Raw genomic sequence first — 22,920 nt, 5'->3', positions numbered from 1 at the left:
GGGGAACCGCCTTTCGTTTTACAAGCTACGCTCGCGTTGTCTTCTCAAGCAAATACATGTAGGAGCGGTAGATCTCGCCAGTAGAGCGAGTCATACCAATTTCGCAGGTTCGACTGCTGGAGTAGCAGCCGTCGTGCGCGTGTGCCCTGACTTCTCCAGCTTCGGGAGCGGTTGCAGAGGCAGTCAGCTCGGGGTACATGAATCCACGATCTCCTGCAAAACCGCAGCATCCGGCATTGGGCGGAATATAAGCACTTGCACTGCACTTGCGTGCGATGCCTTCGAGCTTCGGTGTCAGATTCATCTTCATCGCGGAGCAGACAGGATGCAGCACAACCGAAGTCTCCGGCCGCGTCACATGCAGGTTTGGCAAAACGAGATCGTGCATGAACTCGATGCTGTCGATGATCTTCAGGCGATCGAAGCGAAGCTGATTCTCTGGAGTCAGGTGCTCGCGTGCGTGGACTAGTCCGTAGGTGCATGGGCTGGTATCGATCATGACCGGCAGACGACCTTCTTCGGACCACCGCCATAGATTTTCGATGGTGCGATTGACCATGGCGTGGAAGGCATCGTCGAAACCTTTAGACGAGTACGGCGTACCACAGCAGTTTCCGGCAACGTCCTCGGGGATCCAGAGATGAACGCCTGCGCGCTCGGCAACAGCAATGGTGGTCTGCATGAGCGATTTCTCGCTGCGCTCACCAGGAAGGCTGCCCATCGTTCGCGAGATGCATGCCGGAAGGTAGACGGCCTGAGCATTCTTGCGGCTTGTGCGTGGAATGCCGCCGCGGACAGCGTAAGGCATGTCGGGCGTCCACACAGGCATGTTGGGGCCGATGACCTTGCGCATGATACGCGTGATCACCTGCATCGCTCGGAGACCAATGATGCGCTGGGCGAAGTGTGCGGCGCGAAGTCCAAAGCGAATGACAGATTCGAGCAGGGAAAAGTTCTTGACCGTGAACATGGCAACGCGCTTTGAAAATGGAGAGTTGCGCAGGGAGCGGAAGCGCTTTGTGAGCTTTCCGGTGTCGATGCTTACGGGGCAAGTGGTGGCGCACATTCCGTCGGCAGCGCAGGTATCGAGCACCATGTAAGGGAAGTCGCGCTCAAGTTGCACGAGAAACTCGCTGCCACCAAGCTCTTGCTGTCGCTTCATTTCGCGGCGCACCACAATGCGTTGACGTGGAGTGGTGGTGAGGTCACGGCTAGGGCAGCGGGGTTCGCAGTATCCGCACTCAATGCACTTGTCGATTTCGGGCTCGACCGTGGGCAACTGCTTTAGATCGTGAATGTGCGCATGCGGATCGTCGTTGATGATGACACCGGGATTTAGCAGGCCGGTGGGATCTGCCAACAACTTCAGCTTGGACATGATGTCGTAGGCTTCGGCTCCCCACTCGGTCTGGACGAATGGAGCCATGTTGCGGCCCGTTCCGTGCTCCGCCTTGAGCGCTCCGTCGTAGCGGTTGACGACGAGTTCTACCACGTCATCGATGAACCGCGAGTACTGGTCGATAACAGCCTCATTGTTGAATGACTGCGTGATAACGAAGTGAAGATTTCCGTCCTTCGCATGACCAAAGATGATGGCGTTGTCGTATCCATGACGATGGAATAGGCCAGTGAGGTCGGAAGCGGCGGGAGCGAGGTACTCGATCGGGAACGCAACGTCTTCGATGATGACGGTGGTTCCGCTTTTGCGCACGGAGCCGACCGAGGGGAACATTCCGGCACGAATCTTCCAGAGTGCTGCTTGCGCGGCCGGCGCGTGAGTGAACTCGGCAGGCTCAAGCAGGCGCAGACGAGAGGTGGAATCCCCAGCAAGTGCTTCAAGTTCCGCACGTCCGGATTCACTGGCTGACTGGAACTCAACAAGCAAGCCTGCGGCTTTTGCATCGAGAGTTCTTAGTATCGCGGGAACGCCAGGCTGGTTTTCGACCGAGCGCAGGGAAGCGCGATCCATAATCTCTAACGCCTTTGCTCCCGCCTGACGTAAGGGCACGATGGATTCGGAGGCTGCATAGAGATCGGGGAAAAGAAGAAGCCCGGTGTACTTTACCGGCAAGTCGGGAACGGTGTTCAGAACGGCTTCGGAGATGAACGCCAGCGTGCCTTCAGCGCCGATCAGCAAGTGGGCGAAGATGTCGACGGCGCGATCGAAATCGAGGAAGGCGTTGATGCCGTACCCGGTGGTGTTCTTGGTGCGGTACTTGCGACGGATGCGGTCGGCCAATGCTGGATCAGCTTCGATCCGGGATTTCAGTTCGAGGATGCCGCGTGCGAGAGCGGGCTCGAGGCTGCGGAACTTCTCCTCCGCGTCACTCCATGCGGTATCAATCATCGTGCCCGAGGGCAGGACGAATCGCAGTGACGCGAGGGTGTGGTATGCGTTCTGATCGACGCCGCAACACATTCCGCTGGAGTTGTTGGAGAGAATACCTCCGACGGTGCAGGTCGCGATGGAAGCAGGATCAGGGCCGATCTTAGCTCGGTAGGGAACCAGCACGCGGTTTGCCTGAGATCCGATGACACCTGGGCGAAGTCGGATCCGGGCACCATTGTCGAGTACCTCCATATCGCGAAATCCGCGTGCGACCTCGACGAGTAGGCCATCGGAAATGGATTGTCCCGAGAGACTTGTCCCAGCAGCGCGGAAGGTAATTGGAATGCCGTGTTCGTGGCTGAATCGAAAAAGCTTCGCGACTTCCTGCTCGCTGGCCGCCAGCACGACTGCTTTGGGAATGAGCCTATAAAAGCTGGCGTCGGATGCGTATGCGATGAGGTCGAGAGGACGCGTCAAAATACGTCGCTGATCGACGATGGTAGAAAGCATAGAGACGAGCTGCGCGGAAGAGAACACGGATCGTGCGACTGCGCTGACTGCCATGATTATTTGCTCCAAGGTGGCCGGTGGAATTTCGCGGCCTTCTACACAGTGGGGTTACTCTACTACATCGGTTACTCGGGAGAAACTCGGCGGTAAATGATCGAGAATTGTCGCGTTTTCTCGCCTCAGTTTTGGCGCGTGCCGTCGGGAAGCAACCCTGGAGTTAAACTATCGCATGACCTTGAGCTCACGAATTTGCGTACGCACGCTTTGTTCCTTCCTGCTGGCGATGTCATCTCTGACTGCCGCATGGGCGCAGCCGAACTCTCCACGATTTGCGGTTAGCTTTTCCGGGACAAAGGATGTGATCGACGGGCGACTGTACGTTTTACTCTCGACGGACCCGAGCGATGAGCCGCGAATGCAGATTGACGACACGCCGAAGTCTCAGATCATGTTTGGCGTGGACGTGGATGGAATGAAGACTGGACAGGCTGTTGTAGTGGATGCTCGCGCCGACGGATATCCGGTGAGGAGTTTGCGCGACCTGCCCAAGGGCGAGTATTACGTGCAAGCTGTTCTGCATCGATATGAAACGTTTCATCGTGCAGATGGAAAAACAGTGAAGCTGCCGATGGATCGTGGGGAGGGGCAGCATTGGAATTTGGCTCCGGGGAACCTCTACAGCAAACCTCGCAAGGTTGTGATTGGAGCGGACTCTGCACCGGTTCAGATTGTCATGGATCAGGTGATTCCGCCGATTCCTGAACCGAAGGACACAAAGTATGTGAGGCACCTTCGAATTCAGAGCGAACTGCTGACTAAGTTCTGGGGAAGACCGATGTATCTTTCGGCGCTGGTGCTGGTGCCGGAGGGATTCGATGAGCATACAGAGGCGCACTATCCGCTGTTTATCTCGCACGACCACTTTGTGAGTGAGTTCAGCGATTTCAGAACTGAGCCGCCAGACCCGAATCTGAAACCTGACTACAACGAGCGGTTTCGCATCTCGGGCTATAACCGCATTCAGCAGGAAGAGTCGTACAAGAACTATCAGCAGTGGATCTCGAAGGACTTCCCGCGCTTCCTTGTGGTTAAGATCCAACACGCGAACCCCTACTACGACGACTCATATGCCGTGAATTCGGCCAATGTGGGGCCGTACGGAGATGCAATCGAGACAGAGCTGATTCCGGCGATCGAGAAGAAGTTTCGCGCGATTGGTCAGGGCTGGGCTCGTTTCCTCTATGGCGGATCAACGGGAGGTTGGGAGTCGTTGGCCGTGCAGATCTTCTATCCCGATCACTATAACGGAGCATTTGCAGCATGCCCCGACCCGGTGGACTTCCGTGCATATGAGGTGATCAATCTGTACGACGACAAAAACGCGTTCTACATTGAAGGAGCGCATAAGCGCGTGGCGCAACCTGCGATGCGCGATTACCTTGGCCACACGACTCTCACATTGGAGGAGAACAACGCTTACGAACTCGCGCTGGGAAGTCACGGGCGTTCGGGAGAACAGTTCGACATTTGGCAGGCTGTGTATTCGCCGGTGGGTGACGACGGGTATCCGAAGCAGATCTTTGACAAGCGAACGGGTGTGATCGATCACGATGTGGCTGAGTATTGGCGCGAGCATTATGATCTTCGGGCAATTCTAGAAAAGAATTGGGCGACGCTTGGCCCGAAACTGCGCGGCAAACTGCATCTGTACTGTGGCAGCGCGGATACTTACTTTCTGAATGACGCTGTTTACTTCATGGAAGATTTCCTGAAATCGACGACAAACCCCCCGTACGAAGGCGAAGTCAAATATGGAGACCGCGCAGAACACTGCTGGAACGGCGATCCGACACGTCCGAACTACCTGACTCGCCTGCACTACAACACAATGTACCTGGACAAAATCTTGGAACGCATGGCTAAGACTGCACCGGCCGGAGCTGATTTGACCAGCTGGCGTTATTAGCTCTTGCGGAGGAATGAAGAAATGAAAGTTTTGGTTTCCGGCGGTGCCGGATACATTGGCAGCGTGGTTGTTTCGCAACTGGTCGCTGCCGGCCACGAAGTCGTAGTCTATGACAACTTGAGCAAAGGGCATCGCGAATCAGTGCTTTCGAGCGCAACGCTCGAGGTGGGAGACGTAGGCGATAGCACGACTTTAAATGCTGTATTCGAAAAACATAAGCCGGAAGCCGTGATGCATTTCGCCGCGTGGATCGAGGCTGGGGAGTCAATGCGCGATCCGGCGAAGTTCTTCCGAAATAACACGGCGAATGCTCTCACCCTGCTCGAAGCAGTTCTGGCGCACAAGGTTCGGCGATTTGTCTTCTCCTCCACCGCTGCACTGTACGGAGACCCGGAACGAACGCCAATCCGAGAGACAGACAAACTGCTGCCTACGAATGCTTATGGCGAATCGAAGCTGCTTGTAGAACGAATGCTGGATTGGTTCAATCGCGTGTACGGGCTGTCGTATGCCAGCTTGCGGTATTTCAATGCGGCAGGAGCGACGGAGACTCTCGGCGAGCATCACGATCCGGAAACGCACTTGATTCCGATCATTCTCCAAGTGGCAAGTGGAAAGCGCGAACGGGTCAGCATTTTTGGCGAGGACTACGACACGCCGGATGGAACATGCGTGCGGGACTACATTCATGTGTCAGATCTCGCGAGCGCTCATCTGCTGGCACTGAATGCGTTGTATTCGCGTAATCAGCCAACGAAGCTGATCTACAACCTGGGCAACGGACAGGGGTTCAGCGTGAAACAGGTCATCGGATGCGCACGAAAGGTGACCGGGCATGCGATTCCTGCAACAGTCGAGCCACGGCGGCCTGGAGACCCAGCCACGCTTGTCGCAAGCTCAGAAAAGATTCGCGCAGAGCTTGGATGGGAACCGAAGCATACTAAGTTAGAGGAGATCGTTCGTAGCGCGTGGACGTACTTACAGCGTCATCAGGAGATCTCGATGGGGAAGGACTAGCTTCGAGACCCTCAACGACTGATGAATTCAGCCAACAGATTAAGAAGCGCTCCAACGGACCTGTTCCGGAGGAGCGTTTCTGTTATGCAAACAGTTGCACAAGCTTGAACCAGAATTGCTTGCGCGTTGTTCGATGCTCGTGAACTTACCTTAAGCGGGAGAAAATGTTTTCCACCCGAGCCAGCGCTTTCCATGGCAAATGCGTTCGTTCCCAATCCGCAATGGCTGTAAGCGCCTCATAAATGGTGCTGAGAGCTCCCCTGAAGGGCAGAGTTTGAGTAAAGGATCGCGATAAGCCGGGCAATTGTGAAGCAGGTTGATCTTCAACGCAGGGCAACCAGCTAAATAGCAGGTCCGGGAATTTGGTACCGAATGTGCAACTGACTTCTACGGCAGTGCTCAATGCACCGCTGTGCCTTATGGGGTCCTGCCGTCTGGGACTCAGAGGGCGAAGCTGTGAATTGATGTTGAACGCCTTCTTCTGGAAGCAAAACAAACCTGTAGTCCCGTTACTCAATCCAAACAAGAGTGTGTGATGAAGATTGTCTCGATCGTTGGAGCTAGACCCCAATTCGTAAAAGCAGCTGCGATCAGCAACAAGCTGCGAGAACGCCATCAGGAGATCCTGGTACACACTGGGCAGCACTACGATTACGAGATGTCGGGAGTATTCTTCGACGGCCTAGGGCTACGGCCACCGGAGTTCAACCTTGGCGTCGGGTCAGGATCCCACGCCTTCCAGACTGGCGAAATGTTGCGAAAGATTGAAGAGGTACTCGTGGCAGAACGTCCCGACTGCCTGTTGATCTACGGCGATACGAACTCAACTCTGGCCGGGGCTCTTGCCGCTTCGAAGCTGTCGGTTCCAATTGCTCACGTCGAGGCAGGGCTGCGAAGCTTCAACCGGACCATGCCGGAAGAGATCAATCGAGTGGTGGCGGACCATCTTTCTGACCTTCTGTTTTGTCCGAGCGAAACGGCAGTGAACAACCTCGCGGTTGAGGGCATTTCCAAAAACGTGCATGTGGTTGGTGACGTAATGCTGGACGTGTTGAACTGGGCCAGGACCAAGGCGGATGCGCAGGACATTTTGCGGAGATTGCAACTGAGCAAAGGTAGTTATCTCCTGGCTACGGTGCATCGCAGCGAAAACACGGATGACCGATCGAGGCTCTCCAGCATCCTCGAGGCCTTCAATTCACTCGATGAGCAAGTGGTGTTTCCAGTTCATCCCCGGACGAGAAGAATCATTGATGAATGTGGGTTTAAGACCCAATCGAATCTTCTGTTGCTAGAGCCGCTGGGATTTCTTGAGATGGTAGCGCTGACGAGCTATGCACGTATGGTTATGACGGATTCGGGCGGAGTGCAGAAAGAAGCGTACTGGCTGGGCGTTCCTTGCGTCACGTTGCGCGACGAGACTGAATGGATAGAAACAGTCGAGGCTGGCTGGAACCGATTAGTCGGTGCCGATCGGGCAAGGATTCAGAATGCCGTCCGCGAGTTCTATCCCCCTGAGACACGCCCAATGCTCTATGGCGATGGCAGAGCGGCAGAAAAGTGTATCGATCTGATCAGTTCGGTGTTCGATACCAAAACCCAGGTTCAAAGGGCCTGAACGTCGCACTGACGATTCCTCCTCTTGTTTCACGTGATCTGTCACCCAATCAACTGCATCACTGATAATCCACGGAGATTCTGACTTGATCGGAGTCATCTGCAATCCCGACCAAAACGATGTAGTCCGAGAGTTCTTCGAGCTCTTCAAGACACCGTGGAGTGTGTATGAAGAGGGACGATACTACGACGTCGTTCTGGCGACCGTTGATGTACTGCCGAAGGTCGATACGGCCTTGCTAGTGGTGTACGGGGCGAAGGAAAAGAACGTCGATCAAGAGTACGGATTGGCAGTGCAGGCGCGTTGTCTTGGAGGAATGCTGGAGTGGCAGGGAATTGAGGTACCGATCAGTGGAGACTGTGCGACGTTCCATGTGACTGAGAGGATGTCGCAAACAGCCTTTGTGAACGGCGCTGTTGCCGCAGCGCGAATCGACCACGAGAGCAGACCGTCGATGTTCCGCTTCGGCTTCGACTTGTTCCAAGAAGTCCGGAACCTGTTGCGAGATGGCCAACAAATCGATTTCGCGGATGTTCCGTCTCTCGACCTGCAGATTGACATTCTCAGACAATGCATCGTCGCTTCGGGCGTGCCGTTGATGGAAGTTCCCCCGGTCCCGGCAGAGTATGACTTCACTGTGTGTCTCACTCACGACATCGACTTTCTTGGAATTCGCAATCACAAGTTTGACCACACGATGTGGGGCTTCTTGTATAGGTCAACGGTAGGGGCTGTCAGAAAATTCCTTCGCGGCAGGATGTCGTTGAAACGAGTCCTGCAATGTTGGAAAGCAGCAGCAACTCTACCACTTGTGCATCTGGGGCTTGTTCGCGACTATTGGGAGCCGTTCGGATGGTACCTGGAGACAGAGAAAGGTCTGCCCGCGACGTACTTTCTGATACCGATCAAGCGATGCGCTGGCGACCGAGTGCAGAGCCCTGCAGCTAGTCGGCGCGGCTGTGCATACGACATTGGAGATGCATTGCCGCGACTTGGTGAACTGAAGTCGAACGGGTGCGAGATTGGTGTGCACGGGATCGATGCATGGCACAGCGTCGTAAAGGGGCGCATTGAGTATTCAAAGATCGCACATGCGACAAAGTCGTCGCATGTGGGCATTCGTATGCACTGGTTGTTGCAGGACGCTCATACGCATCGCGTGCTGGAAGAGTGTGGCTTTGCGTACGACTCAACGTCAGGCTACAACGATACGATCGGATATCGGAACGGAACTGTGCAGGTCTTTCGGCCACTTAGTGCAACGAGGCTACTCGAGTTGCCGATGCACATTCAGGATGGTGCACTGTTCTATCCAGACAAATTGGACCTTTCGGAAGCTGAGGCTTGGGAACGATGCGAAGAGCTCGTCGAGAATGCTCGCGCGAATGGCGGAGTGCTCACCCTGCTATGGCATGACAGAAGCCATGGCCCAGAGAGGTTCTGGGGCGATTTCTACAAGAGGCTTGTGGAAACCCTGCGGTTCTCACATGCGTGGTTCGCCAGTGGAAGTCAGGCGGTGTCGTGGTTTTCCAAGCGCCGTAATGTGCGATTTGAGTTGTTGGAAGATGACGGTGTCAGATGCTATCTGCAATGCGAAGACGATGGCAGCACGCCTGCCTTGAGGCTCAGAGTTCATTCGCCTCAATCGTGTGAAGACCGTCAGACGGGCTCCAGTTTCATTGACCTTCCGTGGAATGGCGAGGACGTGGAGTTCAGTTCCCGCCTACAGAAGAGAGACATCAACCTATCTAACCGTGCTGCGTCGTGAGATTGATGCCTATGAAGAGTGTCTGTCTGGTCGTGCAGAATGTCTATGATTCCGACTCCAGAGTGAGGCGCAAAGCCGAGGCGTTGGTTGCGGCGGGATACACCGTCGATGTTCTCGCGCTACGTCCTTCCTCTGGGAAGAAGAAATACACGCTGAATGGCGTTAACGTCTTCACGATTTCGTTGGGCAAGCTTCGCGGTTCGTTGCTCCGATACGCGTTTGAGTACGGAGTGTTTTTTGCATGGGCCACGGTTCGCTTGCCGTTGTTGATGTTGCGACGAGGCTACAGCGTCATAGATTTCAACACTCTTCCGGATTTCCTAGTCTTTGCCGGGGTGTTCACGCGAGTGTTGGGCGCGAAACTGATCCTCGACATGCACGAAATTACTCCCGAGTTCTACATGTCGAAGTATGGGATTCCGAGACGGTCCCCAGTCATTCGACTGCTCACGTTTCTGGAGAGGATTAGCTTCAAATTCGCCGACCATGTGCTGACAATCAATGAGCCGATCGAAGATCTCCTGGTAAGCCGTGGGCTGTCACGCCAGAACTCAACGGTGGTGATGAATTCGGTCGACACTGCAAGGTTTGGCAGCAGAGCTGTGATGGCCCTTACAGATCCAAGCCGCTTTGTCATGACGTATCACGGCACGCTGACACCCATTTATGGATTGGACATCGCGATCAAGGCATTCGCCTTGGTTCACGACATCATGCCTGGGGCGGAGTTGCTGATTCTAGGCAGTGGAACCGAAAAGGATGCATTGGGAGAACTGGCGCAAAGTCTGGGAATCAGCTCGAAAGTTCGGCTGGTCGGGCAAGTTCCGGCAAACGCGATTCCGAACTGGTTGAGTCAATGCGACGTCGGAGTCCTGCCGATAAGACAAGATGTGTTCCTCGACTTTGCATTCCCCAACAAGCTGCCAGAGTTCATCTGGATGGGGATGCCGGTCATTGTTTCAAGGCTCAATGCGATACGTCACTATTTCGATAAGGACTCACTCGCATACTTCGAGCCGAACGACCCGGAAGATCTCGCACGGCAAATGGTACGGCTTTACAACGATCGGACGCTTTGTCGACAACTGGCGAGCAGAGCTAAAGAGCAATATCAACCCATTCGCTGGGAGATCATGAAGAAACGATATCTCGATGTGGTCGATAACCTTGCTGGGGCGTGCGAGGCGAGCACCGCGGAGAGTATGGCAGAAGAGAAAGAAGCGACGCAGAGGTAGTCATGATAGTGAATCGCTCAAAGCAGGAAACAGAGATGGGTCCGCGAGCTATCACTCCCAGCGGCAGCGCTACTCTGCCGCCGTATGTGCTGATTACTCCTGCGTGGAACGAGGCGCAATTCATTGAGCAGACGATAAAGTCAGTTATCTCGCAGACGGTTCGACCGGCGCGATGGGTCATCGTGAGCGACGGATCTACCGATGCTACGGACAGTATCGTCAGCAGATATGCGGCGCAACATGACTGGATCCATCTGATACAGCTTTCTGACCGATCGCAGAGACACTTTGCAGGAAAGGCGGCGGCCTTCAATCTTGGCGTTGCGAGTGTTGCTTCGATCAACTACGGAATTATCGGCAACCTTGATGCGGATGTGTCGTTCGAGAGCGACTACCTGGAGTTTCTGGTGAGGAAGTTCGCAGAGAATCCAAATCTTGGTGTGGCTGGCACACCGTATCGCGAAGACCATGCTTCGCACGACGATCGCTTCAAGAGCTGTACGCACGTCTCAGGCGCATGCCAGATGTTTCGCCGCGAATGCCTCGAAGAGATTGGTGGATACCTCGCCATTAAGACGGGTGGGATCGACTTTATCGCTGTCTTGAGTGCGCAGGCAAAAGGGTGGCAGACCAGACGTTTCGAAGAAAAGAGCTGCTTCCACCATCGCAATGTCGGCAGTGGGGACCATGCGGACATTCTCAAAAGACTGATCAATCGCGGTAAGAAAGACTACCTCCTTGGCAGCCATCCGGGTTTTGAACTCTTCCGCAGCATTCTGCAGATGAAGAACAGGCCGTACATCATAGGCGGGCTGCTGATGCTTTATGGATACTATGGCGCAATCATCCGGGGAGTGACGCCGAGCATGCCGAAGGATCTCATTCAGTTGAGGAGAAGGGATCAAATACAGCGCCTGAAAGATATGCTATTTCACCCTTACAGCTATAACCAACGCGACGTCGCGCGAGCAAACTCGGTTACGCGGTCTCAAGAAAAACTTCGCATGCAAGCCTGAAGGTCATGAGCGTGAAACACATTAGCGTTTGTATCTGCACCTACAAACGGCCAGAACTGCTCGGCCCACTGTTGAGGGAACTAGCTCGGCAGGAGACTGGCGGATTGTTCACACTGTCGATAGTGGTGGTCGATAACGACAGACTGAGATCAGCCGAGGCTGAGGTTCTGGCATTCTCGAAAGAGTCGATGGTTCCCACAAAGTATTGCATGGAGCCGCAGCAGAATATCGCCATGGCTCGCAACAGGGCGATAGCGAACGCTGATGGAGACTACGTCGCATTCATCGACGATGATGAGCTGCCAATCCGAAATTGGTTGCTGAACTTGTTTCAGACTTGTGTCGACTGCGATGCCGATGGCTCACTTGGTCCTGTGCTGGCGCGATTTGACCAAAAGCCTCCAAGCTGGGTTGTAAGAGGGCACTTCTACGATCGACCAAACTACAAGACCGGACTCGTGATCGACTGGCCAAAAGGGCGGACCGGAAATCTCCTGCTGAGTAAGAAGGTGCTGTCGGCTACTTCCGAGAACTTCAGACCGGAGTTTCGCACGGGAGAAGATCAGGATTTCTTTCGACGCATGATCGCTGAGGGGCATAAGTTTGTTTGGTGTTCTGAGGCACTGGCATACGAGGTTGTGCCTCCGATTCGTTGGAAGCGAACATTCATGCTGCGACGGGCGTTGCTACAGGGCGCAAGTTCGCGTCTTCATCCCACATTCAATTTGCTCGGGGCTGCAAAATCGGTTGTCGCAGTGTTGGTATATGTTGTTGCGCTTCCGTTCATGCTTTTGATGGGGCACCACCGATTCATGAGCGTTCTGCTGAAGCTGTTTGATCATCTCGGTAAGCTAAGTGCTTTCGTCGGTATCAATCCAATAAAGGGACAGTACGTAACAGAGTGAAGGAAATGGGAATCGACAGCACCTATATCGTCGGACCGGATGATCTTCTGCTTGTGACTGGTGCGACCGGATTCATCGGAGCTCGCGTCGTGAGGAGTTTGTTGAATGCAGGGTTTCGCAATCTGCGCTGCTTCGCTCGGCCATCAAGTAACACAGCAGATCTGAGAGCTGTCATCAATCAAAGCGGGGCGAACGTTCAGATCATGATGGGGAATCTACTATCGCCCGCAGATTGTGACAGAGCTACTGCAGGGGCAGCCGTGATTCTTCATCTTGCGGCTGGCACGGGAGAGAAGTCATTCCCTGATGCCTTCATGAACTCGGTGGTGACCACGAGAAACCTACTTGAGTCCGCACATCGCCAAGGACGCATTCAGCGCTTTGTTAACGTAAGTTCGTTTGCAGTTTATAGCAACACTCATAGAACACGTCCGGGATGGCTGGATGAAACCTGTCCGGTAGAGGAGCATCCGGAAGACCGTGGAGAAGCATACTGCTTCGCCAAACTTAGACAGGAGCAGCTCGTCTCCGAGTATTGTGACAAGGTCGAGATCCCTTATGTGATTCTCCGCCCCGGTTGCGTCTATGGGCCAGGTAAGAGTTCGGTCACGAATCGAGTTGGGATCGACACATTTGGATTCTTTGTGCATCTTGGTGGATCAAACTCAATCCCGCTCACATACGTGGACAACTGTGCGGACGCAATTGCGTTGGCGGGTGTAATGGCCGGAGCCGACCGCGAAGTCTTCAACGTCGTGGATGACGATCTTCCATCAAGTCGCGAGTTTCTGCGGGAATATAAACGCCAGGTAAGAAGCTTCAAGTCGATATACGTTCCTCACTTCGCAAGCTACGCACTGTGTTATCTGTGGGAAAAATATTCGAACTGGTCGCAGGGACAGTTGCCTCCGGCGTTCAATCGCAAAAGCTGGAACGCGTATTGGAGGAGGACTCGGTACAGCAATGAAAGACTCAAGAGCAAGTTAGGCTGGACTCCTGCGGTCTCAACGGCGGAAGGACTTAGCCGCTTCTTCCAATACTGCCGTACCCGGAGATCAAATGCTTAGAGTTGCGATCGTTGGATGTGGGAAGATTGCGGATTCACATGCGGCTCAGATACAGCGAATAGAGGGATGCCGCATTGTTGGAGTCTGCGACAGAGAGCCGCTCATGGCAGCTCAGCTCTTTCAGCGTTTCCCCATTGAGCAATGTTATGCCGATTTGAACGAATTACTCGCGAAGGCGCGGCCCGATGTCGTGCATATAACCACTCCGCCTGAAACGCATTTTAGTATTGCGAAGACATGCATTGAGTGGGGATGTCACGTCTATCTTGAGAAGCCCTTCACACTCTATGCGCATGAAACCCAATCGCTGATCGATCTTGCGAATCAGCGTGGCGTCAAAATCACGGCGGGACACGACGCACAGTTCAGCCACGTTGCTGAGAGAATGCGCTCCTTGGTGCGCAACGGATATCTCGGAAATGGCCCAGTGCACATGGAGAGCTACTACTGTTACGAGTTCGGACAGGCCTATGCACGAGCGCTGTTGGGCGACAGGCAACACTGGGTGCGCAAGCTGCCAGGAAAGCTGCTACACAACATCATTAGTCACGGCATCGCTAGAATCGCCGAGTTTCTGACGAGCGACTCACCAACGGTCATCGCGCACGGATTAGTGAGTCCATTTCTTCGCAATATGGGCGAGGAGGAGATCGTCGATGAGTTGCGGGTGATCATCAGCGAGGAGAGCGGTACTACGGCATACTTCACGTTCTCGTCGCAGATGCGACCGACGATCAATGTGTTTCGCATCTATGGCGACAAGAACGGGCTCATCTTAGACCAGGATCATGAGATCCTGCTCAAACTCCGGGGAGCAAAGTTCAAGAGCTATGCTGACCATTTCCTGCCGCCGGTAATCTTTGCGGGGCAACATCTCGGCAATCTCTTCACGAACCTACATAGCTTCCTCGTTCGTGATTTTCACATGAAAGCCGGAATGAAGACGTTGATCGAGTCATTCTATCGCTCGATTACGGATGGCACTCCTGTGCCGATTCCGTACCGGGAGATCATTTTAACGGCCAAGATTATGGACTCCATTTTTTCTCAGCTTGGTGCAAGTGTTCGAGAGCATGAGTCGCTCATTCAATAATCAACGTTCACCACAGAGCATGGTCGGCGAAGCATAAGAGGAGAGAAATTCTGTGAAAGTGTGTGACAAAGACGTTCTCATCCGAGGGCAGATCCTCAGGATTTGCAGCCCGGAATTGGACAAATATGAGTTCCTCGACAATCCAGAGATCATGCTGGATGGCTTGCGGAAATCAGGCGAGAGGGTCGATATCTTCACCTTCATGCAAATCATGCCGCACACCTCGCCCAAGTTCGAATACGTGATGGAATGGGACAACATGGCAGTAATCCCGGTCTCCACGTTCGATCACTGGTGGAATCATCAGATCCGCACGCTGGCTCGTAATCGTGCACGTCAGGCAGCAAAGAGAGGAGTCGTACTCCGCGAGGTTCCTTTCGACGATGATCTCGTTCGCGGCATCTGGGCGATTTACAACGAGAGTCCGATTCGGCAAGGTAAGGCGAACAAGCATTTCGGTAAGGACCTAGAGACGGTGCGCCGTGAAGAAGCAACGTTCCTTGATCGCAGTATCTTTATCGGGGGATATCTGGGCGATGTGCTGATAGGCTTCGTGAAGATTGTTACTGATCAGAATCGAACGCACGCCAATCTGATGAATATCGTTTCCATGATTAAACATCGGGACACGGCAACAACGAACGCGCTGATCGCCGAGTCGGTTCGCGCGTGTGCTGCACGGGGAATTCAGTTTCTTGCTTATCAGAACTTCACCTATGGCCGGAAACGTCCAGATAGCCTGACGAATTTCAAGGACGTCAACGGATTTCAGCGCTGCGAATTGCCTCGTTATTACATTCCTTTGACTCCGCTGGGAAGCGTCGCACTGAGACTTGGCTTGCATCATCGGCTCGTTGAGCGCCTGCCGGAACCTCTGGTGGAGAAGCTGCGAGACCTCAGAACGAGCTGGTACACGAGGAAGCTACAGCCAGACACGAAGGTGGCCTAGAGAGATGCCCGGGATTGTCGGCCTCATCACGCGGTTGCCGCGAAGGATCGCGGAGCCGCAACTGCTGCAGATGCTCGAATCCATGCGGCATGGGAAGTCCTATGTGACTGGCACATGGGTTGATGAGGACAGCGGCGTATATGTGGGCTGGTCGGTGCTGCAAGGCGCTTTCGCAGAGCACATGCCCGTCCGGAATGGGAACAACGATGTAGTCCTGATCTTTTCAGGAGAAGACTACTCGCAGCCGAACAGCACACGATCTGACGCTGAGGGTTTCGGTAGCGAGCTTCAGTATCTGATGGAGCGATACGAGGAGGATTCGCAATTTCCCAAGAGCCTTAATGGAAGATTCCATGGCCTCGTGGTTGATAAAGCGCGAGGAATATCGATGCTCTTCAATGATCGATATGGAATGCACCGTCTGTATTGGCATGAATCGGGCGATGGAATCTACTTTGCGGGCGAGGCCAAGGCGATACTGGCGGTACGCCCTGAACTACGGCAGATAGATTCGCAAGGGTTAGGAGAATTCGTCTCGTGTGGATGCGTTCTGGAGAACAGGACCCTGTTCAAGGGCGTCTCTCTTGTGCCGCCCGCATCAGCATGGGTATTCCGTAGAGGACGCGTGGAACGCGCGACGTATTTCGCAGCGCGAGAATGGGAACAGCAAGAGACACTTTCACCAGAAAATTACTACAGCGAACTGCGTGACGCGTTTGTTGGTAGCTTGCCACGATATTTCGGTGGGCGACAGAACGTTGGAATGTCGCTGACCGGGGGGCTCGATACAAGAATGATCATGGCATGGATGAGAGAGCCTCCAGGTTCTCTGCCGTGCTATTCGTTCGGTGGGTCATTTCGCGACTCTCAGGACGTTGTTATTTCGAGGCTGGTTGCGCAGTCGTGCCAGCAGCCGCATAGTGTCGTGACCGTAGGCTCGAACTTTCTGTCGAACTTCGGCGATTACGCAGAGCGCACGGTTAATTTGACGGATGGATGTGTGGCCGTCAACCACGCTCCAGACTTGTACATTAACGAACAGGCCGCAAAGATTGCACCAGTTCGAATGACTGGCAACTATGGCGGCGAGGTCCTTCGCCGTGTTCGTGCCTTTAAGCCATCGGAGCCCAGTGCAGAATGGTTTGATACAGGATTCTTTTCGCTTGTTGAGCAGGCCCGCAATACATATTCAAAGATGGTTCAGGGACATCCTCTCTCTTTTGCGGTGTTTAAGCAGGCTCCGTGGTCGCACTATGGATTGCTTGCACTAGAGCAGACACAACTATGTCTGCGTTCGCCTTATCTTGATAACGAGTTTGTGAAAACGGTGTTCCGTGCACCAGAATCGGCGGCTCGGAGCAATGATGTCAGCTTGCGTTTGATTGCGGACGGCAACCCTGCGTTGGCTCGAATCCGAACAGATCGCGGTCTGAGCGGGAGCCACGGGCGAACCTATTCGGCAATGTCCAGAAGACTTTTGGATTTTACGTTTAAAGCCGAGTACGCGTACGACGTCGGAATGCCGCAGTGGTTAGCTCGAGTTGATCACTTACTCGCACCACTGCATTTGGAGAAGCTGTTTCTAGGCAGGCACAAGTTCACTCACTTCAGAGTGTGGTATCGAGACTTTCTCTCTCTGTATGTGAAAGAAATCTTGCTCGACCCACGCACGCTATCGCGGCCATATCTGAAGGCGAGAAACGTCGAGCGCCTAGTGCGGCACCACATCAAGGGAGACCGGAACTATACCTCCGAGATTCATAAGGTTCTCACACTGGAACTGATCCATCGCTTGTTTGTAGACTCGCAGCCAAATGTTCCACAGAAGTCTTTCCTGGGAGTTGTTGAGTGTCGGTAAACACTGCCACTGCTCTATTCATAGTCGGGGTCCTTGGCCTATTTCATCTGAACAGGGATAAGAAGGCGCGCACATCGGGCGCACTCTGGATTCCAGTCGTTTGGATTTCGATTGCGTCTTCGCGAATGGTGTCGCAGTGGTTGACGGCATTTGGGTGGGGTGGATATAGCGTAACGTTAGATTCATCTGATGGCAGCCCTCTTGATCGAAACCTTCTGACAGCATTGCTGCTACTTGGGCTATTCATGCTCTCGCGACGATGGGGAAGGGTCGAGCGACTGCTGAGATCCAATGTTCCCGTCCTTGTCTTCTTCGCCTATTGCGCCTTGAGCATTCTCTGGTCCGACTCACCGGACGTGGCATTTAAGCGCTGGATCAAGTCACTCGGCGACTTTGTCATGGTGCTGATTGTCCTTACGGACCCGGGGGGACTCGCTGCTCTTAAGCGTTTTCTCTCGCGTGCCGGTTTCGTTTTGATTCCGGCCTCGGTGCTGTTTTGCAAGTACTATCCGGCCATTGGGCGAGGCTACAGTCACTGGTCGGTCGAGTCGTATTACACCGGGGTGGCCACGCATAAGCAAGAACTTGGACTGCTCGTCCTGCTATTTGGCTTGGCTAGTGTGTGGCGGATACTGGAATGGCTACGCAATCCGAAAGCTATGCGTAAGACCAGAACGCTCCTGGCACACGGCGTAATTCTTGTTTTTGTGGCATACCTGTTCAAAGTTGCCGACTCGATGACTTCGCTGTCGTGCTTCTTGATGGCTGTCGGGTTTTTACTGCTGACAAGGGTTCGAGCGTTCGCGCGGTCAAAGTCGCTGGTTGCGATAGCGATGGCCGCGATGTTGTGCGTTGCGGCTTCGACGCTCTTCTTAAGTATGGGTGCCGAGGTTGTGCAGAGCATGGGGCGAGATCCGACCCTTACCGGTCGAACTGATCTCTGGACGCTGATCATCCCGATGAATCGAAATCCGCTGATCGGTTGCGGATTTGAGAGCTTCTGGATGGGGTCACGACTCGACAAGATCTGGGCCCACTACTGGTGGCACCCGAACGAAGCGCACAACGGTTATCTCGAAGTTTACTTGAATCTTGGCTATATAGGTCTTGCGCTGTTGGGTGTTGTCATAGTGAAGGCATATCGAAACATCATGATGTCACTGCCAAAGAATCCAGACAAGATTGGGCTGAGGGCAGCATATTTCGTCGTGGCTCTTGTATATAACTTCACGGAATCTTCTATCCGAATACTCAATCCGATGTGGTTCTTCTTGCTGCTTGCGGCCATGGACAGTCCTTCGAGTTGGGTTGAGAAAGAGCGGGTTCCCGATCGCTCCGTATCTGAATCGAAGCCCTTGCCCGTACAAGGAGCGGTACCGAGACTGCAGCCCTATCCTGTGACTCCACTGGGTCGCTCGGTGAGATTGTATTCCCAGAGATGGCACGGAGCTAAAAACAGCGGGTGGTGAGATCGCATGCTTCTGAATAATCTGAGCACGAGAGTCCGTGGACTTTATCAGAGAAAATCTGCCAGCTTTGTATTCAAACGCCAGTTGGCGATTGGTACGCAGCGCCCGCTGATTTCATTCACATTTGACGATTTCCCCCGCTCGGCCATTCTTGCTGGTGGAGAGATCCTGAACCATTACGACTTGTTTGGCACCTACTATGTGTCGCTGGGATTGGAAGGCGCGCAGGAGCCATCTGGACGGATGTTTTCGATTGCGGATCTGCGGACGGTAAAAGAACGTGGCCACGAACTGGGGTGCCATACTTACGCGCACTGCAATGCGTGGGAGACAGATACCGACGCCTTCGAAGATTCCATTATCAAGAACCGCGATGCGCTGAAAGCGTTGATACCCGGTGCGGAGTTTACGAGCTTCTCGTATCCGATCAGTCCCCCCAGACCGCTCACGAAAGCAAGAATCGCGAAGTACTTTCGAAGCTGCCGGGGAAGTGGCCAGAATATCAATACGGGTGTTGCGGATCTGAATCAGCTTTCTGCATATTTTCTGGAGAAGAGCCGTGACAATATACAGGCAATTCGCGACATCATTCACCAAAACAAGAGCGTGAGAGGATGGCTAATCTTCGCCACACACGATGTGTCTGACACTCCCACACCTTACGGTTGCACGCCTGCGTTCTTCGAGGAGGTCGTGCGACTTTCAGTAGCTTCCGGGGCACATATTCTGCGAGTCGATCGAGCTCTGGATGTACTCGGTGCATCGACTTGCTAGAGGCAGGCTGCGAGGCACGTAATTGAGACCGCTCGTTTCAATCCTTATTCCCGCATTCAACGCGCAAGAGTGGATTGCGTGCACAATTCGCTCGGCCATTGCGCAGGTGTGGGAGCCAAAGGAGATCATCGTGGTGGACGATGGCTCGAGCGACCGCACAGTCGAAGTTGCGCGGCAGTTTGAGCATTACGGGGTGCAAGTCTCAGCGCAGAAGCATCGGGGCGCGGCGGCCACCAGAAACTCTGCTTTCGAACTTTGTCGCGGCGATTATATCCAGTGGCTTGATGCCGACGATCTGTTGGCACCGGACAAGATAGAACGCCAGATGCAGGTTGTGGCGCGTACTCCCAGTATTCGCACGCTCTTTTCCTCACCGTGGGGCCGATTCATGTACAGGCCTGAACGCGCGGAGTTTGTTCCGACTGAGCTATGGGCAGATCTTTCGCCTGCTGAATTTTTGATCAGAAAGATGGAGCAGAACATCTTCATGCAGACTTCGACATGGCTGGTAAGTCGCGAGCTAACAGAAGCTGCAGGACCTTGGGATCCGAAGATGGTGGTGGATGATGACGGGGAGTACTTCTGCCGAGTACTGCTCAAGAGCGATGGCGTTCGATTCGTGCCCGATGCCAATGTTTACTATCGCTCGACCGGAACAAACTCGCTGAGCTACATTGGGCGCTCCAATGCAAAGATGGACGCTCAATGGCATTCGATGGAGTTGCATGTTTCGTGTCTGCGGAGCTTGGAGGACAGCCCCAGAGTGCACAGGGTGTGCGTCAGATATCTGCAGAATTGGCTGTCACACTTCTATCCAGAAAGGCCCGACATCGTAAACAAGGCCGAAAACATGGCCGAAAGTTTCGGCGGCAAACTAGAAATCCCGCGGCTGTCGTGGAAGTACGCCTGGATCGACGCACTGTTTGGACGCCTCTCCGCGAAAAGAGTGCAGGTGGTTTTGCCTGCAATGAAATGGTACGTAAAAAGGGCGTGGGACAAGATGCTTTCGGATCGAACTCAAGTTGGAGGAGGTATTGCCTAGGAGGAAAGCTTTTTCGCGACGGAGTTTCGGCACTCGAAAACAATCGATCGCGGTGAATTGTAAGTTGCTGAAACGGCAAAGCAGAGTTGTTGCAGGATGTTTTTCCTCAGATAAGGTTGACTTACTTACTTCCCGGTCTTCACCTACGGTAATTTCACGTGTGCACCTAAGACGTAGGGCCCGTATCGGAGCCAGCATTCGCAAAATAGTATGACTGAACGTCAGCTGCTTGGCAGATGGAAGCCGTATTCTGACGCGCGTTCTAGCGAACGTTGCGTGTTCCATCTATGACGCTGCTTCTGTTGTTCTTCGTCTGGAGGAGTTTGGACGCGGAGCGGAGAAGTCAATCTGTTCAGTGAGGTCATATGAAACGCTCGCTCCTGTTTTTAACATTTTTGTTCTGTCTGTCGGGGTACTCCCTTGCACAGAACTGGTCTGGAGTCGTTGCTTCCAGTCGCGCTATCGACTGGTCAGGCGCCGGTGCCGGAACAATTCCGAGTCGCACCACGATCTGTTCGACATTGAGTCCTGGTGCAACGGCATCTCAGATTAATTCAGCGATTGCGGCCTGCCCGGCTGGTCAAGTCGTCATGCTGAACGCAGGCACGTATAACCTGAGTGCTGGCATTGTCTTTAATAACAAAAGCAATGTGACTCTGCGAGGGGCCGGTCCCGATAAGACGATCCTGTCCTTTTCCGCAGGCGGCGGATGTGCAGGATGGAGCGGCGCTCTGATTTGTTTGATGACCGCTGATACGGGCGATGCCGGAGATCAGAACTACAGCAACCAGGCGACATGGAGTGCTGGGTACTCGAAGGGCACGACCACAATCACGCTGAGTTCATTCAGCAAAGGAAGCATAAGCAATCTTCAGGTAGGCAGTCAGATATTCCTTGATCAGCTCGACGACTCGAGCGACACCGGCAATGTTTATGTCTGCAGTACGTCGGGAGTTTGCAGCACGTCAGGAAGTTCCGCGAATGGGCGCCCCGGCCGGGGCCAGGTGCAGCCTGTTACCGTTACGTCTATCTCCGGTTCTGGCCCTTGGACGATTGGTATTACTCCAGGCGTCCGCATGCCGAACATCTCGTCTGGCAAGTCTCCGCAGGCGTGGTGGGATAACGGCTTGCCAATCCAGGGAGATGGCATTGAAAACCTTACAATCGATAACTCTCCGAACTCAGCTTGCTGTACGAACGGCGTCTTTATCCTGAACGGCTACAAGAACTGGATCAAGAATGTGCGCTCGGTGAACGTGGCACAGAAGCACGTGTGGATGTATCAGACCACGCATACGACGATTCGTGACAGCTACTTCTACGGTTCGCCTCCAACCTCTGATCACTATGCGACTGACACCTTTGTCGGTGGTGACAACCTGATCGAGAACAACATCTTCCAGCATATTGGTTTCCCGATCATGAATGAGGGAAGCATCGGATCAGTTGCCGCCTACAACTACGCCGTCGACGACTACTATTCGGGAACTCCGGCGGGAAGTGCCAACGATTGGCAGCAGGCCAGCACCTATCAGCACTCAGTAGGCGACGCTTACCTTCTATATGAGGGCAACGTGGGCGTCGGCATGACAAGCGATAACGTGCATGGTACGTCGAACTTCGGCACGGCGTTCCGCAACTACTGGAACGGGCGCGATACGGCATTGACGAATGGCGTGCAGAAAGACATGCAGACCAACGCGATCATTCTCAATGACTTCAACCGGTACTACAACGTCATTGGAAACGTGCTGGGAACTCCGGGGTATCACAACAACTACACCTCCGCGACTCCGAGTTCGAACAGTTGTGAAACATCGATCTTTGCATTGGGCTGGGGTGGAAATTGCGGTTCAGGCTCCATTCCCGATGACACAATGGTTGCTAGCACGATGATGCGTTGGGGCAATTACGACACGGTGACAGCGGGCGTTCGCTGGAACTCCTCGGAAGTGCCAAGTGGACTGAGTTCTTATTCAAACCCAGTTCCATCGAGCCAAGCGCTGCCGGCGTCGTTCTACCTGCCCTCGAAGCCCAGTTGGTGGCCTTCCAGCAAGGCTTGGCCGGCAATTGGACCGGACGTGACGGGCGGTAACGTGGCAAACCTCGCGGGACATGCTTATTCAACTCCGGCGCAGGATTGCTACCTGAACGTTATGAAGGGCTCAACGACAGGATCAAGCGGGCTGCTGACGTTCAATGCGGACAACTGTTACAGCACCACCACCTCAAGCGCAAGCACACTGACTCCTCCAAGCGGACTCAGTGCAGTTGCGAATTAGCTCCACACAGGCCACAAAAACA

Annotated in this window: 16 protein-coding genes; 15 read left to right on the top strand and 1 reads right to left on the bottom strand. The window is 53.9% G+C overall.

The window, feature by feature from the left end:
* Positions 1–25 precede the first annotated feature (25 nt).
* Positions 26–2,893: an FAD-binding and (Fe-S)-binding domain-containing protein gene (locus tag AC6IZD_RS12350; protein ID WP_497783620.1), complete on the bottom strand. Its 2,868-nt coding sequence runs from the start codon at positions 2,891–2,893 to the stop codon at positions 26–28.
* 175 nt (positions 2,894–3,068) lie between these two features.
* Between AC6IZD_RS12350 and AC6IZD_RS12345 the strand changes: the two genes are divergently transcribed.
* From AC6IZD_RS12345 to AC6IZD_RS12275, 15 genes are all read left to right on the top strand, one after another.
* Entirely contained in the window at positions 3,069–4,805 is a 1,737-nt protein-coding gene (locus AC6IZD_RS12345) for an alpha/beta hydrolase-fold protein (protein WP_497783619.1), read from the top strand.
* A gap of 21 nt (positions 4,806–4,826) precedes the next feature.
* On the top strand, positions 4,827–5,822 hold the full coding sequence (gene galE, locus AC6IZD_RS12340; RefSeq protein WP_497783618.1) for a UDP-glucose 4-epimerase GalE: 996 nt from the start codon (positions 4,827–4,829) through the stop codon (positions 5,820–5,822).
* A gap of 535 nt (positions 5,823–6,357) precedes the next feature.
* Complete coding sequence (gene wecB / locus AC6IZD_RS12335; RefSeq protein ID WP_497783617.1) at positions 6,358–7,440, top strand: non-hydrolyzing UDP-N-acetylglucosamine 2-epimerase; 1,083 nt, start codon at positions 6,358–6,360, stop codon at positions 7,438–7,440.
* Between the two features lie 85 nt (positions 7,441–7,525).
* Positions 7,526–9,208 carry a polysaccharide deacetylase family protein gene (locus tag AC6IZD_RS12330; protein WP_497783616.1) on the top strand — a complete coding sequence of 561 codons (1,683 nt, stop codon included), beginning with the start codon at positions 7,526–7,528 and terminating at the stop codon, positions 9,206–9,208.
* Positions 9,209–9,219: 11 nt separating this feature from the next.
* Positions 9,220–10,443, top strand: coding sequence for a glycosyltransferase family 4 protein (locus tag AC6IZD_RS12325; protein WP_497783615.1), 1,224 nt, complete (start codon positions 9,220–9,222; stop codon positions 10,441–10,443).
* Between the two features lie 2 nt (positions 10,444–10,445).
* Entirely contained in the window at positions 10,446–11,459 is a 1,014-nt protein-coding gene (locus AC6IZD_RS12320) for a glycosyltransferase family 2 protein (protein WP_497783614.1), read from the top strand.
* Between the two features lie 11 nt (positions 11,460–11,470).
* A complete protein-coding gene (locus AC6IZD_RS12315; RefSeq protein ID WP_497783613.1) occupies positions 11,471–12,364 on the top strand; it encodes a glycosyltransferase family 2 protein in 894 nt (297 codons plus the stop codon).
* 5 nt (positions 12,365–12,369) lie between these two features.
* Complete coding sequence (locus AC6IZD_RS12310; RefSeq protein WP_497783612.1) at positions 12,370–13,431, top strand: NAD-dependent epimerase/dehydratase family protein; 1,062 nt, start codon at positions 12,370–12,372, stop codon at positions 13,429–13,431.
* Positions 13,424–14,524, top strand: a complete 1,101-nt coding sequence (locus AC6IZD_RS12305; protein WP_497783611.1) for a Gfo/Idh/MocA family protein — start codon at positions 13,424–13,426, stop codon at positions 14,522–14,524. Before AC6IZD_RS12310 ends, AC6IZD_RS12305 begins: the two co-directional genes overlap by 8 nt.
* A gap of 52 nt (positions 14,525–14,576) precedes the next feature.
* Positions 14,577–15,473 carry a hypothetical protein gene (locus AC6IZD_RS12300; protein ID WP_497783610.1) on the top strand — a complete coding sequence of 299 codons (897 nt, stop codon included), beginning with the start codon at positions 14,577–14,579 and terminating at the stop codon, positions 15,471–15,473.
* A 4-nt stretch (positions 15,474–15,477) separates the two neighbouring features.
* Complete coding sequence (locus AC6IZD_RS12295; protein WP_497783609.1) at positions 15,478–17,331, top strand: asparagine synthase-related protein; 1,854 nt, start codon at positions 15,478–15,480, stop codon at positions 17,329–17,331.
* Positions 17,322–18,800: an O-antigen ligase family protein gene (locus AC6IZD_RS12290; protein WP_497783608.1), complete on the top strand. Its 1,479-nt coding sequence runs from the start codon at positions 17,322–17,324 to the stop codon at positions 18,798–18,800. The genes AC6IZD_RS12295 and AC6IZD_RS12290 overlap by 10 nt, the downstream gene beginning before the upstream one ends.
* Before the next feature lie 6 nt (positions 18,801–18,806).
* A complete protein-coding gene (locus tag AC6IZD_RS12285; protein WP_497783607.1) occupies positions 18,807–19,574 on the top strand; it encodes a polysaccharide deacetylase family protein in 768 nt (255 codons plus the stop codon).
* Positions 19,575–19,596: 22 nt separating this feature from the next.
* Positions 19,597–20,616: a glycosyltransferase family 2 protein gene (locus AC6IZD_RS12280; protein ID WP_497783606.1), complete on the top strand. Its 1,020-nt coding sequence runs from the start codon at positions 19,597–19,599 to the stop codon at positions 20,614–20,616.
* Between the two features lie 365 nt (positions 20,617–20,981).
* A complete protein-coding gene (locus AC6IZD_RS12275) occupies positions 20,982–22,898 on the top strand; it encodes a hypothetical protein (RefSeq protein WP_497783605.1) in 1,917 nt (638 codons plus the stop codon).
* Positions 22,899–22,920: the final 22 nt, after the last annotated feature.

The sequence above is a fragment of the Koromonas humicola genome (assembly GCF_059726255.1).
The sequence above is the reverse complement of the archived record's forward strand: the minus strand, read 5'-3'. Positions and strand labels throughout refer to the sequence as shown.